The 15,699-nt window shown below is 67.6% G+C and carries 17 protein-coding genes; 12 read left to right on the top strand and 5 right to left on the bottom strand.

Going from position 1 to position 15,699, the window contains the following annotated elements:
* Position 1 precedes the first annotated feature (1 nt).
* The 7 genes from DS843_RS12590 (at position 2) to DS843_RS12560 (ending at position 7,405) form a co-directional block, all read left to right on the top strand.
* Positions 2–742 (top strand): polysaccharide biosynthesis/export family protein, encoded by a 741-nt coding sequence (locus DS843_RS12590; RefSeq protein ID WP_149469229.1) that lies wholly within the window; start codon positions 2–4, stop codon positions 740–742.
* On the top strand, positions 739–1,548 hold the full coding sequence (locus DS843_RS12585) for a WecB/TagA/CpsF family glycosyltransferase (protein WP_149469228.1): 810 nt from the start codon (positions 739–741) through the stop codon (positions 1,546–1,548). The genes DS843_RS12590 and DS843_RS12585 overlap by 4 nt, the downstream gene beginning before the upstream one ends.
* A complete protein-coding gene (locus DS843_RS12580) occupies positions 1,545–2,876 on the top strand; it encodes a hypothetical protein (RefSeq protein ID WP_208852230.1) in 1,332 nt (443 codons plus the stop codon). Before DS843_RS12585 ends, DS843_RS12580 begins: the two co-directional genes overlap by 4 nt.
* The gene (locus DS843_RS12575; RefSeq protein WP_149469227.1) at positions 2,873–3,802 is read left to right on the top strand and encodes an FkbM family methyltransferase; all 930 of its coding nucleotides are present in this window, start codon (positions 2,873–2,875) and stop codon (positions 3,800–3,802) included. The genes DS843_RS12580 and DS843_RS12575 overlap by 4 nt, the downstream gene beginning before the upstream one ends.
* A gap of 204 nt (positions 3,803–4,006) precedes the next feature.
* The gene (locus DS843_RS12570; RefSeq protein WP_286192070.1) at positions 4,007–4,855 is read left to right on the top strand and encodes a class I SAM-dependent methyltransferase; all 849 of its coding nucleotides are present in this window, start codon (positions 4,007–4,009) and stop codon (positions 4,853–4,855) included.
* Positions 4,856–4,865: 10 nt separating this feature from the next.
* Positions 4,866–6,398, top strand: a complete 1,533-nt coding sequence (locus DS843_RS12565) for an exopolysaccharide biosynthesis polyprenyl glycosylphosphotransferase (RefSeq protein WP_149469226.1) — start codon at positions 4,866–4,868, stop codon at positions 6,396–6,398.
* 44 nt (positions 6,399–6,442) lie between these two features.
* Positions 6,443–7,405 (top strand): glycosyl hydrolase family 18 protein, encoded by a 963-nt coding sequence (locus tag DS843_RS12560; protein WP_149469225.1) that lies wholly within the window; start codon positions 6,443–6,445, stop codon positions 7,403–7,405.
* A 74-nt stretch (positions 7,406–7,479) separates the two neighbouring features.
* Here the strand turns inward: DS843_RS12560 and infC are convergent, their stop codons facing one another.
* From infC to DS843_RS31165, 3 genes are all read right to left on the bottom strand, one after another.
* Positions 7,480–8,013, bottom strand: coding sequence for a translation initiation factor IF-3 (infC, locus tag DS843_RS12555; protein ID WP_149469224.1), 534 nt, complete (start codon positions 8,011–8,013; stop codon positions 7,480–7,482).
* A 92-nt stretch (positions 8,014–8,105) separates the two neighbouring features.
* Positions 8,106–8,309: a 30S ribosomal protein S21 gene (rpsU, locus tag DS843_RS12550; protein WP_149469223.1), complete on the bottom strand. Its 204-nt coding sequence runs from the start codon at positions 8,307–8,309 to the stop codon at positions 8,106–8,108.
* Positions 8,310–8,383: 74 nt separating this feature from the next.
* Positions 8,384–8,536 (bottom strand): hypothetical protein, encoded by a 153-nt coding sequence (locus tag DS843_RS31165; protein ID WP_167525286.1) that lies wholly within the window; start codon positions 8,534–8,536, stop codon positions 8,384–8,386.
* A 383-nt stretch (positions 8,537–8,919) separates the two neighbouring features.
* Between DS843_RS31165 and DS843_RS12545 the strand changes: the two genes are divergently transcribed.
* The gene (locus DS843_RS12545) at positions 8,920–9,333 is read left to right on the top strand and encodes a CopG family transcriptional regulator (protein WP_208852229.1); all 414 of its coding nucleotides are present in this window, start codon (positions 8,920–8,922) and stop codon (positions 9,331–9,333) included.
* A gap of 80 nt (positions 9,334–9,413) precedes the next feature.
* A complete protein-coding gene (locus tag DS843_RS12540; protein WP_149469221.1) occupies positions 9,414–10,610 on the top strand; it encodes an extracellular catalytic domain type 1 short-chain-length polyhydroxyalkanoate depolymerase in 1,197 nt (398 codons plus the stop codon).
* 32 nt (positions 10,611–10,642) lie between these two features.
* Here the strand turns inward: DS843_RS12540 and DS843_RS12535 are convergent, their stop codons facing one another.
* Together DS843_RS12535 and DS843_RS12530 are read right to left on the bottom strand one after the other, a co-directional pair.
* Complete coding sequence (locus DS843_RS12535) at positions 10,643–11,491, bottom strand: sugar phosphate isomerase/epimerase family protein (protein WP_149469220.1); 849 nt, start codon at positions 11,489–11,491, stop codon at positions 10,643–10,645.
* A 130-nt stretch (positions 11,492–11,621) separates the two neighbouring features.
* Positions 11,622–12,353 carry a GntR family transcriptional regulator gene (locus DS843_RS12530; protein WP_149469219.1) on the bottom strand — a complete coding sequence of 244 codons (732 nt, stop codon included), beginning with the start codon at positions 12,351–12,353 and terminating at the stop codon, positions 11,622–11,624.
* A gap of 365 nt (positions 12,354–12,718) precedes the next feature.
* Here DS843_RS12530 and DS843_RS12525 point away from each other — a divergent pair, with 365 nt between their 5' ends.
* The 3 genes from DS843_RS12525 (at position 12,719) to DS843_RS12515 (ending at position 15,644) form a co-directional block, all read left to right on the top strand.
* Entirely contained in the window at positions 12,719–13,717 is a 999-nt protein-coding gene (locus tag DS843_RS12525; protein WP_149469218.1) for a C4-dicarboxylate TRAP transporter substrate-binding protein, read from the top strand.
* A gap of 140 nt (positions 13,718–13,857) precedes the next feature.
* Positions 13,858–14,361 (top strand): TRAP transporter small permease, encoded by a 504-nt coding sequence (locus DS843_RS12520; RefSeq protein ID WP_149469217.1) that lies wholly within the window; start codon positions 13,858–13,860, stop codon positions 14,359–14,361.
* A gap of 2 nt (positions 14,362–14,363) precedes the next feature.
* Positions 14,364–15,644, top strand: a complete 1,281-nt coding sequence (locus DS843_RS12515; protein WP_149469216.1) for a TRAP transporter large permease — start codon at positions 14,364–14,366, stop codon at positions 15,642–15,644.
* Positions 15,645–15,699 lie beyond the last annotated feature (55 nt).

Below are 15,699 nucleotides of genomic sequence, written 5' to 3'. Positions count from 1 at the left end.
GATGGCTGTAAAGGCGAAGGCCGCGGCGCGCGGCATTCTTCTGGCGGCGGTGCTGGCGCTCGGCGCGTGCACCGGCCAGTCCGTGCAGCCCAGGGAAGCGATGCCGGAGGGCTTCGCCCGGTGGGAAGATGCCATGCCCCCCTACCGGCTGGGGCCGGGGGACCGCTTCCAGGTCAAGTTCATGCTCGTGCCCGACATGGACGAGGAGGTGCTGATCGGTCCCGACGGGTCCGCCGGCCTGCGCATGGCCGGTCAGGTCGAAGCCGCCGGCCTGACGCCCGCCGAACTCGCCGGGGTGGTCGAGACCCGCGCGCGGCGCTGGATGCGCGCCCCGCAGGTCAGCATCGGCCTGAAGGAGACGCCGTCGAACCGCGCCTATGTCGGCGGCGCCGTCGCCCGCCCCGGCCCCTACCTGCTGAACGGGCGGATCGGCGTGATGGAGGCCATCATGCTGGCCGGCGGCTTCGACCGCGAGGCCCGGTACGAGGAGGTGGTGCTGATCCGCCGCAACCCCGAGAACAAGCCGATGCTGCGCACCATCGACACGCGCCGCTTCCTGGAGACGGGAAAGGCGGAGGGCGACGTGCCGCTGGCGGCTGGCGACATTCTGTTCGTGCCGCGCAGCTCCATCGCCGAAACCGGCCTGTGGGTCGAGCAGTTCATCAACCGCGTCGTGCCGTTCGAGCGCGGTTTCAACTACACCATCAGCCGCCAGACCGGAGCGATCACGACCTTCCCATGACGATCCCGGACACCATCCCGGCAGACATCATTCCGGCAGACACCGTCCTCGGCGTCGCCATCGCCCGCCTGGACGTGGCCGGCGCGGCGGAGGTCATCGCCGGACGCGCGCCGGACGAGCCCTTCGCCTATGTCGTGACGCCGAACGCGCAGCATGTGGTGCGGCTGCACCGCGGCGACCCGCGCTTCCGCGCCGCCTATGACGGCGCCTGGCTGCGGCTGTGCGACAGCCAGATCATGCGGCATCTGGTCCGCCTGCTGTTCGGCACGCGGCTGCACAGCGCCAGCGGCAGCGACCTGACCGCCCATCTGTTCGCGCACGTCATCACGCCGGGGGATTCCGTCACCGTGATCGGCGGCGACGAGGAACTGGAGCGCCGCCTGCGCAGCCGCTTCGGCCTGACCCGGCTGGCGCGGCACGCGCCGCCGATGGGCTTTGCCGCCGACCCGCGGGAGGTGGAACGCTGCGTCCGGTTCGTTCTGGACCACCCGGCCCGCTTCGTGTTCCTGGCGGTCGGCGCGCCGCAGTCGGAATGCCTGTCGCTGGCCATCCGGGAAACCGGGCGGGCCACCGGCGTCGGGCTGTGCGTCGGCAGTTCGCTGCTGTTCGTGACGGGGATGGTCGAGCGCGCTCCGCCGCTGTTCCGCCGTCTGGCCCTGGAATGGCTGTTCCGTCTGGCGCTGAATCCGCGCGGCCACGCCCGCCGGGTGTTCGTCGAGTCCCTGCCGTTGGTCGGCATCGCCCTGTCCTCCTGGTGGTCGGAGCGGCGGAGCCACGGAAACACCCGTCCGGCGGCGCGCCTATGATCCTCGATCTGGCGGCCCGGCAGCGTGGGCGCATCCTGTTCCCCGTTCGGGCGGCGGCCCCGCGCCGCGCCCGGCCCCGGTCCCTGATCGTGCTGATCCTGCTGGCGGCCCTGCCCCTGTTCGGGCAGAGCTTCCACTATCTGGTCGATGTCCCGCCGCTGTACGCCCTGTCGAAAAGCTGGCCGGTCCTGACCATCCCGCTGGCGGTCTACGCGCTGGCGCAGATCGACATGCCCTTCAAGTCGCTGAGCGTCGCCCTGCTCGCCTATCTCGTCGGGATCACCCCGGCGGTGTCCATGGTCCAGCTCGGCAACGGACTGACCGACGCGCTGGCGACCACGGTCAAGGTCTGGCCCTTCGCCTATTGCTTCTCGCTCGCCGCCCTGCTGACGCTTCTGAAGCCGACGCTCGCGCAGGTGCGCGGCGCGCTGATCGCGCTGGGGGCCGGGACCTTCGTCGTCATGCTCGCCCTGTGGCTGGTCGTCCCGCCGGAGGCCTACGCCACCGACCCACTGAAGAGCAAGCTGCTGATGTATGATTTCGAGCGCGGCTACCGCATCTTCATGCCGATGTTCTTCGGGGTGCTGTTCCTGCTCTACCTGTCGCGGCGGTTCTGCGCGTACCGGGAATGGTGGACCATTCCGCTGTTCCTGATCGGCCTGCTGCTGATGGTGCTGATCTACAAGCAGCGCACGGTGCTGGGCGGCGTGGTGCTCGTCGCCGGCTACGCCATGATCACCTCGGCGCGCGGCTGGTGGCGCATCCTGGCGGTCTCCTCGGTCCTGGTGGCGGGCCTCGGCCTCGCGGTCGTCTACAGCGCGGAACTCGCCAGCCGGGCCGAGCAGATGCTCGGCGCCTCCCTGTCGATCCGGCAGAATTCCATCGTCCTGGCGCTGGACTTCCTGGAGGTGACGCCGTTGCGCTGGCTGCTGGGGGTCGGAGCCATCACCCGGTTCAGCAGCGTGACCCTGGCGGACATCCTGGGCAGCAACCAGTTCTACCTCGCCGACATCGGCTGGATCGGCGTCGTCTTCGAATACGGGGTCATCGGCGCGGTTCTGATCGCGGCCTTCTACGTCGCGGCCCTGCGCACCGCCCGCAGGACGGGGGCCGGGGACGACCCGATGGCGATGGCGCTCGGCGACTATGTCCTGTTCGCCCTGGCGACCTCCACCGTCTACTCCGTCGTCTTCACGCCCGGCGAGGTCGCCAGCGTGATGGCGCTCGCCCTCTTCTGGCGCACCTCTCTCCAGAACTCCGGCGGCGGCGACGCCGCCCTCCGACGCCCCCTCCGCTCCCGAACCCTCTTCAGCATGGGAAGGCCATGAACGCCGTCACGTCCCCCACCTCCGCGTCCCCGGCCTTCCTCCGCCGTCTGCGGCGCCTCCTGACCCATCCGGGTTTCCGCGCCGAGCCGCTGCTGGTGCTGGCCCGCGCCGCAGTCTGGCTCGGCTGCGTCGCCCTGAAGCGCAGCCCGCGCTTCAGCCTGACCTCTGGCGGCGAACAACTGCGCGTGCCGGCGGACCTGCGCTACACGTCGGTGACCTCCTTCGTGCTGCGGGACTGGTCGGAGCCGGAGCTTCGGGAGCTTCACCAGTTCGTTTCCCCCGGCGGCGTCTTCATTGACGCGGGCGCCAACATCGGCCTCTACACGCTGAAGGCGGCCCGCCTCGCCGGGCAGGAGGGCATCGTCGTCGCGGTGGAGCCCGGCACGACCGCCGCCGACCGGCTGGCGGCCAACGTCGCCATGAACCGCTTCGCCACGGTGCGTCTGGTCCGCAAGGCCCTGTCCGACCGGAACGGCACGGCGGTGCTGCACCATGTCTCGGCGGGGGGCGATCTCCAGGCCTTCTCCCTGCTGGGCGACAGCGCGACCAGGGACGGCGAGGAGGTGGCGACGGTGACCCTCGACACCCTGGTCGAGGAGTTGAAGCTGCCGCGCATCGACTGCATCAAGATGGACGTGGAAGGTGCCGAGCCCATGGTGGTCGAGGGGGCGCGGCGCAGCCTGGAGCGCTGGCACCCGACCATCCTTTTCGAGGTCAACAGCGCCATCCTGCACCGCCGCGGCGAACGGACGGACGGCTGTTGGGAGCGTCTGGAGGCGATGGGCTACCGGTTCTGGCGCCTTCAGCAGGGCCGGCTGGCGCCCATCGCCGAGGTGCCGTCCGACTTCTGCAATGTGGTCGCCATGCATGAGGCCGCCGGGGCGGAGGCGCCGGCAACGGCCGCTCTCGCATCGGAGGTGAATTAGGCCCGCGCCTGCTCCAGGGAGTTTCCCGTGCGCATCGCCCCCTGCGGGCATCGCCCCGGGCGCTCGAAGTACATTTTCGGAGATTCGTCGAAATGTGACGAAAGGCGATAATATGCGCAACGAAATTTCTTCAAAAATTAACATCCTTATTCCGTCGCCGACGTTTTAAATTTTTGTAAACATGTTGGCGAATAATGGGTGACCATGATGTCTCAGCCGCTTCTTGTCCCAAATTCTTCGCTGCACCGCTACGTCCGCGCCGGCCATCGCCGCGTCGACGGATGGCTGTCGCGCCTGGACGCCCTTCTGATCGCCACGGTCGGCCAGTGGCAGAACGCCCAGGGGATCTCGGGGTCGGTCGGCGAGATCGGCGTTCACCACGGGCGGCTGTTCATCCTCCTGGCCCTTCTGCGCAAGCGGGAGGAACGGGCCTTCGCCATCGACCTGTTCGATGCCCAGGAGTTCAACGTCGACCAGTCGGGCCAAGGCGACGAGACGGCGTTCCACAACAACCTCGTGCGCTTCGGGATCGAGCCGGCTTCGATCGAGGTCGTGAAGGGCAACTCCCTGGATCTTGCCTGGACCGGCCTCGCCGGCCGGCTGGGTCCCTCGGCCCGGCTGTTCAGCATCGACGGCGGCCACACGGCGGAGATCACCCGCCACGACCTCGGCATCGCCGACGACGGTCTGGCGGATGACGGCGTGATCGTTCTGGACGATTACTTCAATCCGGAATTTCCGGCGGTGTCCGAGGGACTGTGCCGATTCATGTTCGAGCGTCCCGGGACCCTCGCGCCCTTCGCCATCGGCGACAACAAGCTGCTGCTGGCCCGCCCGGACTGGGCCGGGCGCTACCGCGGCGTGCTCGCCGACGCGGTGCCGCTGCGCCATTTCGTGCGGGAGACCGAGCTGTTCGGTGCCCCCGTGACCGTGTTCCGCACGCCGCGGACGCCGATGCAGTTCATCCGGCAGACCAGCCTGACCCGCCGGCTTCGCTCCCATCCGCTGGGACAAGCGCTGAAGCCAATCATCCGCCGCTTCGTGCAGGGGTAAGGCGACCGCCATGCGCGACGACGTGCAAGTCCGTTTTCCGGCTGAGGAGCGAAGCGCCGTACCGGACCTTGCCGCGCCGCCGCCGAAGGCCGCCTTGCCGCCCCCCAGCGACTTCGCCGGTGCCCGGGACGGCTGGCTGCATTGGACGCATGGGCTGGTCAACCGTCTGGTGAAGGGGACGGACGGTTTCCTGCTGGTGCTCGCCGGGCTTGCCGCCTGGACCGCCGGATCGCCGTACGACGATAACCGGCTGCCCATCCAGGCGATCATCTTCACGGCCATCACGCTCGTCATCTATCTGCGCACCATGACCACCATCGGCGCCTACCGTGTCGAGAACTACCGGCACTGGGGGAAGGCGTTGCTGGACGTGACCGGCGGCCTTCTGCCGGCCGGGACCGTCCTGTCGCTGCTCGTCTGGTTCTTCCTTCCGGACGTCGATCCTTCGGACATGCTCGCCCTGTGGGGTGGTACGGCGCTCGCCTTTCTGGGGGCGGGACGGGCCGCGGCGGCACGGGGCGTGCGCCTTCTGGAGGAGCGCGGGGTGCTGCGCCGCCGGATCGTCATCCTGGGCGCGACCGACGTGGCGGAGCGGATGATCGCGCATCTGAACCTGCCGGAGCACCGGGCCAACTACAACATCCTGGGCCTTTTCGACGACCGCGGCGCCAACCGCCGGCCCACGTCCCTGGCCGGTTTTCCGGTGTCCGGTGACCTGATGGATTTCAAGAGGTTCCTGCCGGACAACCGCGTGGACATGGTCGTCATCGCCCTGCCCTGGCGCGCGGCGCTGCGCATTCACAGCCTGCGCATGCAGCTCCAGACGGTTTCCCTCGACATCCTGATTCCGCTGGACGAGGAGGATGCCAAGCCGCGGTTCACCAACCTGCGGCACATCGGAAGCATCCCGGCGCTGCTGGTGATGCGGCAACCGCTGCGGGGAATGCAGATCATCGTCAAGCGGATCGAGGACGTGGCCGTCGCCGGCCTCGGCCTGCTGGTGGCGGCCCCCTTCATGCTGGCCGCCGCCGCTGCGATCCGTCTCGATTCGCCGGGACCGGTCATCTTCCGGCAAACCCGCGTGGGCTTCAACAACCGCCCCTTCACGATGCTGAAGTTCCGCACGATGGCGGTGGACGACCGGGACGACGGCGCCGACGGCACCAGAAAGGACGATCCGCGCATCACGCGCGTGGGCCGCGTCCTGCGCCGGACGAGCATCGACGAGCTGCCGCAGCTCTTCAACGTGCTGGCGGGCGACATGTCCGTCGTCGGCCCCCGCGCCCATGTTCCGAACATGCGGGTCGGCAGCCACCGCTACGCGGAGGTGGTGCGCGAATACGCCGCGCGCAGCCGCGTGAAGCCGGGGATCACCGGTTGGGCCCAGATCAACGGAATGCGCGGCGGCATTCACACGGTCGAGAAGGCTCGCGTCGGGGTTGACTTGGATATCCATTACATCGAGAACTGGTCGCTATGGCTCGATGCGAAAATCATCATCAGCACCGTGACCACCGGCCTGTTCGGGCGCGACGTCTTCTAGGGTGCCTGGCCCTCGCCGCGGGCTTTCTGGCCGGTGCCGGAACGATGGCGCATGGAGGGGCGGCGCACGGAAGGGCGGATGGCCTGCCGCAGCGTCCGCTGTTGGTCTATCACGACAGTTGGTACGAGCGACCGGCCACCGGCCCGGCGGCAACGACCCTGGCGGCGCTGCCCGGCTACATGAACATGGTCGCCCTGTCCTTCGTCCGGCCCGACGCGGTTTATCCCGGCCGGCTCGACCTCAAGGGCACAGGGCTGCAATACGGCTTCTCGGGCACGGTGCTGAAGGACGCCATCGCGCTTCTGAAGCAGCGCCAGCCGGGCACCCGCGTGCTGCTCGCCGTCGGTGGGGCCAACTACGCGAACTGGGGGGCGCTGAACCTGGACGCCATCGCGCGTCTGGTGCGGGATCTGGGCGCCGACGGGGTGGATCTGGATTTCGAGCCGGAGGTTCCCGGCTGCTCGGTCAGACCGCCAGGGCGCGTGCGCTGCCTGTCCGACGCGGCGTGGCAGGATCTGGTCGCGCGCTTCCGCAGCGCCTTTCCGCGCCCGCTGCTGCTGACCGTTCCGGGCTGGAGCATCGGCGCCTATGGCGAGGGCGCGTTCCAGAACGCCACGCCGCGCGGCCCTTACACCGGCTCCATGCTCAACCTGCTGCGCTCGCCGCAAGCCGAGGCGATCGACCTCGTGTCCATCATGGCTTACGAGGGCGGGCCGACCTTCGACCCCTGGCAGGCCTATCAGGCTTACCGGCAGGCCTGGAAGGGACCGCTCGCCCTGGGCGTGCAGGTTCCGCCGAGTCAGCTCGGTGGGCCGGACTACACCGTGCCCATGGCCGAGCGGCTTGCCCGCAACGTGGCGCAGGACCCGCAAGGCGGCATGATGCTCTACCCGCTTCTGGGGCGTCCGCCCGGCGCGGTTGGACCGGACAATCCGGACGGCCTGCTTCTGGCCCAGGCGCTGTGCCGTGGGCTGGGCCTTGCCGACTGCGCGCAGACGCTTCGCTGAGATCCCTTCAGGCGCGACCGCACCGGCGGGGAGCGGGCCGAACCCGCTCCCCGGCCGTCGATCGGTGCGGAGTCTCAGCGCGGCGCGATGACCATGACCATCATGCGCCCTTCCATCCGGGGCATCTGCTCGACCTTGGCGATGTCCTGGAACTGGTCGCGCACGCGGATCAGCACGTTCATGCCCAGATCCTGGTGCGCCATCTCGCGGCCACGGAACCGCATGGTCATCTTGACCTTGTCGCCCTCTTCCAGGAAACGCCGCGCGGCCTTCATCTTCACGTCGTAATCATGATCATCGATGTTCGGCCGGAGCTTCAGCTCCTTGATCTCGATGATCTTCTGCTTCTTGCGCGCCTCGTTGGCCTTCTTCTGCTCCTCGAACCGGTAGCGTCCGTAATCGAGGATCTTGCAGACCGGCGGTTCCGCCTGGGGCGCGACTTCGACGAGGTCGAGTTCGGCCTGCGCCGCCGCCTCGAACGCGTCGCGCAGGGAGACCACGCCGATCATATCGCCGTTGGCGCCGACGAGGCGCACCGTGCGTGCAGTGATTTCACGGTTGATGCGCGGACCTTCGCGGACTGGGTCCGCATCGTAGAGTTTGGCTATGTCCAGTCTCCAATGGTTGTTCCGGCAAAGAGCCGGAATGAGGCCCGGCGGCCCTGATGCCGCCCGTCAGCCCGTGGAACCGGTGGTTGGGATCAATACCCCTCGCGCAGAAGGCGTTTGCGGAGCAGCTTGCGCTGCCTGCGAATCGCCTCCGCCGCCCGCCGGACCCGACGCTCCGATGGTTTTTCGTAACGCCGATGCTGCTTCATCTCACGAAAAAGCCCCTCGCGCTGCATCTTTTTTTTCAGGACGCGCAGAGCGCCCCCCACATCGTTGTCGCGGACCTGAACGAGCATGGGCTGCGGCTCCCCGATTGTTGCCTGTGTGAAGATTATCCGGTTGTGAAGATTATCCGGTGCGGGCGTCTCTCTCAGCCCAGCGTGTCGAGAACGATCTGGCGGATCTCGCGCGGGGTGAGGCGGGGCCATTCCGGCGCCCAGGCCGCGCCGACGCCCGGAGCGGGCCGCGGATGCTGGGGCCGGGCGGCCTGAACGGTCCCGGTCGCGGGAAGCTTGATGGTCATGAGAATCCTCCAGCCGATGCGGGTGCAGCCCGCCGGCCCTTGTTGTTTCTGTTTGGATTCCGGCGTCCCCCGCGCTCGCAGCGCGGATTTTCGGCCAAAACCTTGGGGTCCGTTCTCTTGCCGATGGCGCCCCGCCCGACATCGAGGGGGATCTGAGCCGTTTCGGGACGGGAGACCCGGATCGGAAGGCCGGGGCTGGAAAAGACAGGCCCCGGATCATGTTCGAGCATCCCCACATGGGTACCGGCACCGGCTTTGGCAAGCGAATCCTGAGCGGTGGCGGCCGGGCGGCCCGGCCCACGACTCCAATTTCCCTTGATCGAGTCGCCATAGGCTCCATATACCATCCCACTGGATGGCGAGAGGATGGAATGAGGACACTGATGGACGCACGCGATCAGAAGCCGAAAGCCGGAGACAGCGAGAAGATCACGATCAACCTCGGCTATGTCGATCTCGGCAACATCGATCTCCTGGTGCAGGAAGGGTTCTACGCGAACCGTACGGACCTCATCCGCACCGCCATCCGCAACCAGATCGACCGCCACGGCGACGCCCTGCGTCAGGCCGTGACGCGAAAAAGCGTCGACCTCGGCCTGCGCCACTACAGCCGCGAAGATCTCGAAGCGGTGCGGGATGCCGGACAGACGATCCACATCCGTGTCCTCGGGCTGGCCACCATCGCCCAGGACGTCACCCCCGAACTCGCCCGCGCCACCATCGCCTCGGTCGCCGTGCTGGGGGCGCTGCACGCCAGCGGCCCCGTCAAGGCGGCTCTTGCCGACCGCATGCGCTGAGTCGCGCGGGCCGCATTCCTGAAAGACGACGGACCGGGCCTTTCCGAACGCCCCGGTCCGAGCACAGAAAGTTTTCCCACATGACCGACCGTGTCCCCTCCGGAATGGCCGAGGCCCTGCGCCTCACCCGGGCCGGCGACCTCACCGGGGCGACCGCCCTCATCCAACGGCTGCTGACGGGTGCCGCACCCATACCGCCCGGCGCGGACCCGACCATCATCGACGTCGAGCCCATCACGGTGGACGCTCCGATGGACACGCCCGCCGGGCGGTTCGCCGGACGGTTCCACCCCGGTCCGCGGGCCGGGCTGGGCGAGACCCTGCGCGGCCTCGCCGCCCGCGCCATGCCGGACAACCCCGGTTTCGGGGCCGGTCCAGGGCTTCGCGGCGCCCTGCGGCCTTCCGCCGAACCCCTACCGGAGGGCGCCTCGTTCACGGCCGGGACCTACGCCAACAAGGCCGGCACGCGCTCCTACAAGCTCTACGTTCCCGCCAACCGCGGCGACGGGCGTGCGCGCCCGCTGGTGGTCATGCTGCACGGCTGCACCCAGTCGCCGGACGATTTCGCCGCCGGCACCCGCATGAACGCGCTGGCGGAGGAGCATGGCTGTCTGATCGTCTACCCGGCGCAGCCCTCCTCGGCCAACGCCCAGAAATGCTGGAACTGGTTCAACCCGGCTGATCAGCGGCGCGGCGACGGAGAGCCCTCGCTGATCGCGGGGATCACCCGGCAGATCATGCGCGACCACGCCGTCGACGCCGACCGCGTCTTCGTCGCGGGCCTTTCGGCCGGCGGTGCGGCGGCGGCCATCATGGGAGCGGCCTATCCCGATCTCTACGCCGCCGTGGGCGTGCATTCCGGCCTTCCCCGAGGGGCCGCCCGCGACATTCCCTCGGCCTTCACCGCCATGCGCCAGGGTGGCGGACCGGTGGAACCGCCCTCCGGTGCCCTCGTTCCGACGATCGTCTTCCACGGCGACCGCGACGGCACGGTTCACCCCCGCAACGGCGACGACGTCGCCGCGCCGTTCAGGACGGGAACGCGCGCCGTGGAGGAACAGGGCCGGGCGCCGGGCGGGCACGGCTACAGCCGCAAGATCCACACCGACGCCTCCGGCCGTGCGCTGTGCGAGCAGTGGACGATCCGCGGCGCCGGGCACGCCTGGGCGGGAGGCAGCCCGGCGGGTTCCTACACCGACCCGCGCGGGCCGGATGCGTCGCGGGAGATGCTGCGCTTCTTCCTCGCGAACCCACGACGCCGCACGTCCGCGCCGTAACCGCCCGCCGCGCCGCGCGGTTCAACCGTTCGTCAGAAGCCGTGCTGATCCAACAGCAACTGCCCCTCGCGCGCCACCTCGTCGCCATGGCTGAACAGGTTGCGCCAGGAGGCGACTCCGGCGGTGATGTCGGGGTGGGAGACGGCCGAGGAGAAGGCCTCCACCCCGATCAGCCCCTGGTAGTTGGCGGCCTTCAGCCGGCGCAGCATCGGCGCGAAGTCGATGGACCCCTGGGTCAGGCGGCCCCGGTGGTTCTGGTCGATCTCGAAATAGCCGAGATGGGGCATCGCCCGTTCGAGCGCGCCCAGCATGTCGTCTTCCTCGATGTTCATGTGGAAGGTGTCGAGATGGACGCGCACATTGCCGGCACCGATCAGCTCGATCATCCGGACGGCCTGCTCCGCCGTGTTGATCAGGTTGGTCTCGTAGCGGTTGACGACCTCGAGCGCCAGCAGCATGCCCTGGGACGCGGCCCGTTCGGCGACGATCCGCAGCCCGTCCGCAGCGGCCTGGAAATTGGCCTCGCCGGGCACCTTCGACGCCTTTCCGAAGGCGCTGTAGAGAATGCCGCCCATGCGGTCGGCGCCCATGTCGCGCGCGAGGGAGAGGGCCGCGCAATGCCGCTCGATCCCCCGCCGGTGCACCTCCGGGTCGGTGCTCGAAATGTCGTTGTCGATTTGAAGCGGCGACGTCGCGATGGGCCTGATCCCGGCCTTCTCGCAGAGCGAGGCGATGGCCGCCGGCTCGATGCTGTCATGGTCGCGGATCGGCACGACGATCCGGCCGTAACCGAAGGCCGCGGCGCGCTCGATCGCGTAGGCGCCGTCCTTGGTGGACCATTTCGGAATCCAGGTGTAGCTGTGAATCGCGCGTTGGTTCATCTCGTCTCCTCCTCGTCTTTGTGACCGCATGGGCGGTGTTCGATCCGGTCCGCGGGCATGCGGCGGCGTTTCCCGCCGGTTGTCCGCCCGGCTTGGGACCTGTGCCTGCGTGTGGGATGGGGTGGGCCCGTCAGGCGATCTTGTCGGGCAGACCCAGGGGTGGCGCCGGTTCGAAAAGAGCGTCGTGGCGCTTGAGGATGTCGTCGCGCATCGCCTCGATCATTTTCAAATGCGTCAGCAGGAGCGATTGCGTCCCCGCGACATCGTTGGCCATGATCGATTTCATCAGCTTGACGTGGTCGGCGATGGCGTCGTCCTCGTGGTGCGCCTCCTTCAGTTCGAGGAAGCGGACGCGCGTCAGATGCATCCTCACGTCCCGGAGCATCTCGAGCAGCATGACGTTTCCCAGCACCCCGATGACGGTGTCGTGAAAGGCCACATCCAGTTCGGTGAACCCGACATAGTCCTTTTCCTGGACGACCTGCCGTTGCTGTTCGATCAGCGACAGCGCCTTGGTCTGCGCCGCGCTGTGGTCGGCGGTCCGGTTCCAGATGCGCGCCACCTCGCCGAAGGCCGAGACCTCCAGCGCCTCCCGGATGAACTGGGCCTCCCGCACCTTTGCGGCGGACAGCCGTGACACCTGAGCGCCGCGCTGCGGCAGGATGCTCAGCAACCCCTCGTTCGCCAGCCGGGAGAAGGCTTGGCGGACCGGCGTCCGGCTGACCCCGAATTCATCGGCGACCGCATTCTCGTAGATCATCGAGCCGGGTTGGAGCGAAAGCGAGATGATCCTCTTGCGCAATTCCTTGTGGATCACGCTGTCGAGCGTGTTGCGTTCCAACACCAAGCGTTCGTTCTTCACCTTTTCCCCCAGCTCTTGAACGAGCGGACATCTGCCCTTCCCGAGAAGCGGATTCCGAATATCGCCGGACCGGACGCATCCGCGCAAGGTTGCGGCACCGCCCTGTGGATTCGTGCCGGAGGTCCGGTCGGATTGCCCGTCGATCAATTCACTGTCTTAATGATCCGTACCATCTTGCATCCTTGGATACAAGTGTGCAAGATGCCCCCGCGATGCGTTGGCGTGGCCTTTCATCGCCGGTGCATCGCCCCTCCTTCCCGCCGGCACGAGCCGTGACGGGTGGCGGACGGGCAATCGCAGGCTCCGCATCCAGAGCGACGGGCGCCCTTCATCTCCGCAGCCAAAAGAAATCCTAGGGAGTAGGTATGAGCAGCATGTCCAAGCGCCTCGGCGCACTTCTCGGAGCCACCGCGCTGACGCTGATCGCGGGCATGGGAATGGCCCAGGCCCAGACGCAGAAGCACATCCTGCGCTTCAATCACGTCCACAGCCCGGTTGAAGCCTATCACTCGGCTTTCCAGGAGTGGGCCAAGCGCGTCGAGGAGCGGACCAACGGCGGCCTCAAGATCGAGGTGTTCCACAGCGCCCAGCTCGGCAACGAAGAAGACATCATCGAGCAGATCCGCCAGGGCGCCAACATCGGCCAGAACACCGATGCGGCGCGCCTCGGCAATTATGTCCGCGAGATCGCGGTCCTGAACGGCCCGTATTTCGTCGATACGCTCGAAGACGCCTTCGCTCTGTCGAAGCTCGACACCGTCAAGAAGTGGAAGGCGGAGCTGGCGGACAAGCACGGCCTCCAGGTGGTCTGCTTCGATTTCGTGCAGGGCAAGCGCCATATCTTCGCGAACAAGCCGGTCCGCAATCCGGGCGACCTGTCCGGACTGCGCATCCGCACCCCGCCGGCCCCCATCTGGCAGGAATCGGTGCGCGCGATCGGCGCGGCTCCGACGGCCATGAGCTTCGGCGACATCTACCCCGGCCTTCAGCAGCGGGCGGTCGACGGCGCGGAACTGACCTACGCCAACATCCGTCCGTCCAACCTCCAGGAGGTCGTCAAGAACGTCAGCGAGACCGGCCACATCACGCTGATCAACTTCGAGGTGGTGAGCGCCTCCTGGTTCAAGAAGCTGCCCGCCGACTACCAGACCGCGCTGGTCGAGGAATGCAGCGCCGCCGGCCAGAAGGTGTCGAAGGTGCTCGCCGACGCGGCTGAAAGCGAGAAGGCCGCGCTGGTCAAGGGCGGCATGAAGGTGACCGACAACGTCGATCTGGAGGCCTTCCGCAAGGCCGGCGACGCCGCCTACAAGGCGCTCGGCCTCACCGACGTGCGCGCCGCCGTCTACAAGGAAATGGGGCGCTAACACCAGCGGTCATCGATGGTGGCCGCCGGCATCCGCGCCGACCGGCGCGGCGGCGGCCCATGCCGACGAAGCGCTTGATTCTGACCCGTCAGGATCAAGCGCCGCTGGTATAAGTCATCCGAAGCCGGCGAGGCCTGTTCATGAAGTCTCTCTATAACTATGTTCTGAAGCTGGAGGCGATCCTCGCCGGCCTTTTCCTGATGCTGATGGTTGGGTTGCTTCTGCTGGGCGGCGTGGCGCGGATGATGCAGCACCCGCTCAACTGGACCATCGATCTGGCGACCTGCTTCTTCGCCTGGGCCGTCTTCCTGTGCGCCGACATCGCATGGCGCAAGAACATGCTGATGTCTCTCGATCTGGTGACCGCGCAGCTTTCCGAGCGGGTCCAGCGGACCCTGCTGTTCGTGAACTACGCGGTGATCGCGCTGTTCCTCTGCTACGCCATCTATGGCGGGACCCTGCTCGCCTGGACCAGCCGGTCCCGCACCTTCAACGGGATTCCCGGCGTCAGCTATTCCTGGGTCACCGCCAGCATCGCCGTCGGTGCGGCCCTCATGCTCATCACCACGCTTCTCAAGATTCGGGCCCTGATGCGGTCCGACGGCGTCCCGTGCGCCGCTGCCGCCAGCGGGGAGACCGCCTGACCATGTTGCTTGTCCTTCTGGCCTTCACGGTCTTCCTCCTCATCGGCATGCCGGTCGCGTTCGCGATCGGCATCTCGGGGGTGCTGTTCTTCCTCCAGCACCCGGAGCTGCCCTTCACCATCCCGCTCCAGGTGACGGTTTCCCAGACCCAGAACTTCGCCCTGCTCGCCGTTCCCCTGTTCATCATGGCGGGCAACTACATGAACCGTTCCGGCATCACGGAAGGCCTGCTGAATCTGGCGTCGGTGGCCACCGGTCACCTGAAGGGCGGGCTTGCGCAGATTTCCATCGTCCTGTCGGCGCTGATGGGCGGCGTGTCGGGATCGGCCATCGCGGACGCGGCGATGCAGTCGCGCATCCTCGGCGAGGAGATGACCAAACGCGGCATGTCGCGCGGATTCACCGCCGGTGTGATTTCGTTCACGTCGCTCCTCACCCCGCTGATCCCGCCGGGCATCGGCATGATCCTCTACGGGACCATCGGCCAGGTGTCGATCGGGCGGATGTTCGCGGCGGGCTTCGCCCCGGCGCTCCTGCTCGGCATCGCCATGAGCGCCGCCGTGTGGTACACCTCCAACAAGCGCGGCTACCCCCCCGAACGGGCGAAGCGGGCGTCGCTGGCCGAGGTCGGCGGTGCCCTGAGGGGCGGAGTCTGGGCGCTCCTGTTCCCGGTCATCCTGCTCGTCGGGTTGCGCATGGGCATCTTCACGCCCTCGGAGATCGGCGCCTTCGCCGTGCTCTACGCGCTGTTCATCGGCTTCGTGATCTACCGCAGGCTCAAGACCAAAAGTTTCCTCGAAGCCCTGGAGATCAGCCTCGCCGACGTCGGCGCCGCGATGTTCCTGATCAGCCTGTCGGCGATTTTCAGCTACGGCATCGTCTTCGAGCGCATTCCCGAACTCATCGCGTCCTCGCTGACCAGCCTCACCGACAACGTCCAGCTTGTGATGGTCCTGATCGTCCTGCTGGTGCTGGCAGCCGGGCTGTTCATCGACGCGACCGTGATCATCATCATGATGACGCCGATCTTCCTTCCCGCCGTGCGGGCGATGGGTGGCGATCCGGTGCATTTCGGCATCGTCTTCATCGTCGCCGCCACGATCGGCAACTTCACCCCTCCGGTCGGGGCGGCGATGTTCACCGTCTGCTCGATCCTCAGGGTATCGGTGGGCGCCTATGTCCGGGAGTCCCTGCCCCTGATGGTCGCCATCGGGTTGACAACCTTGCTTCTGATCTTCGTGCCCGATCTGGTTCTCCTGATCCCGAACCTGCTCTTCGGCTGACGCCGGCGATCCGGGCGACGCGGTCGAAAGGCCGCGCGTCCGACCGGCGGGCCTC

This window comes from Roseomonas genomospecies 6, from assembly GCF_008365375.1.
Lineage (GTDB): Bacteria > Pseudomonadota > Alphaproteobacteria > Azospirillales > Azospirillaceae > Azospirillum.
This window is presented reverse-complemented; position numbering and strand designations above follow the sequence as displayed.

Excerpts from the sequence above, each read along its gene's own strand:
- DS843_RS12590 (WP_149469229.1), top strand. The coding sequence starts at position 2 with ATGGCTGTAAAGGCGAAGGCCGCGGCGCGCGGCATTCTTCTGGCGGCG.
- DS843_RS12585 (WP_149469228.1), top strand. The coding sequence starts at position 739 with ATGACGATCCCGGACACCATCCCGGCAGACATCATTCCGGCAGACACC.
- DS843_RS12580 (WP_208852230.1), top strand. The coding sequence starts at position 1,545 with ATGATCCTCGATCTGGCGGCCCGGCAGCGTGGGCGCATCCTGTTCCCC.
- DS843_RS12575 (WP_149469227.1), top strand. The coding sequence starts at position 2,873 with ATGAACGCCGTCACGTCCCCCACCTCCGCGTCCCCGGCCTTCCTCCGC.
- DS843_RS12570 (WP_286192070.1), top strand. The coding sequence starts at position 4,007 with ATGATGTCTCAGCCGCTTCTTGTCCCAAATTCTTCGCTGCACCGCTAC.
- DS843_RS12565 (WP_149469226.1), top strand. The coding sequence starts at position 4,866 with ATGCGCGACGACGTGCAAGTCCGTTTTCCGGCTGAGGAGCGAAGCGCC.
- DS843_RS12560 (WP_149469225.1), top strand. The coding sequence starts at position 6,443 with ATGGCGCATGGAGGGGCGGCGCACGGAAGGGCGGATGGCCTGCCGCAG.
- rpsU (WP_149469223.1), bottom strand. The coding sequence starts at position 8,309 with ATGCTCGTTCAGGTCCGCGACAACGATGTGGGGGGCGCTCTGCGCGTC.
- DS843_RS31165 (WP_167525286.1), bottom strand. The coding sequence starts at position 8,536 with ATGACCATCAAGCTTCCCGCGACCGGGACCGTTCAGGCCGCCCGGCCC.
- DS843_RS12545 (WP_208852229.1), top strand. The coding sequence starts at position 8,920 with ATGGACGCACGCGATCAGAAGCCGAAAGCCGGAGACAGCGAGAAGATC.
- DS843_RS12540 (WP_149469221.1), top strand. The coding sequence starts at position 9,414 with ATGACCGACCGTGTCCCCTCCGGAATGGCCGAGGCCCTGCGCCTCACC.
- DS843_RS12535 (WP_149469220.1), bottom strand. The coding sequence starts at position 11,491 with ATGAACCAACGCGCGATTCACAGCTACACCTGGATTCCGAAATGGTCC.
- DS843_RS12525 (WP_149469218.1), top strand. The coding sequence starts at position 12,719 with ATGAGCAGCATGTCCAAGCGCCTCGGCGCACTTCTCGGAGCCACCGCG.
- DS843_RS12520 (WP_149469217.1), top strand. The coding sequence starts at position 13,858 with ATGAAGTCTCTCTATAACTATGTTCTGAAGCTGGAGGCGATCCTCGCC.
- DS843_RS12515 (WP_149469216.1), top strand. The coding sequence starts at position 14,364 with ATGTTGCTTGTCCTTCTGGCCTTCACGGTCTTCCTCCTCATCGGCATG.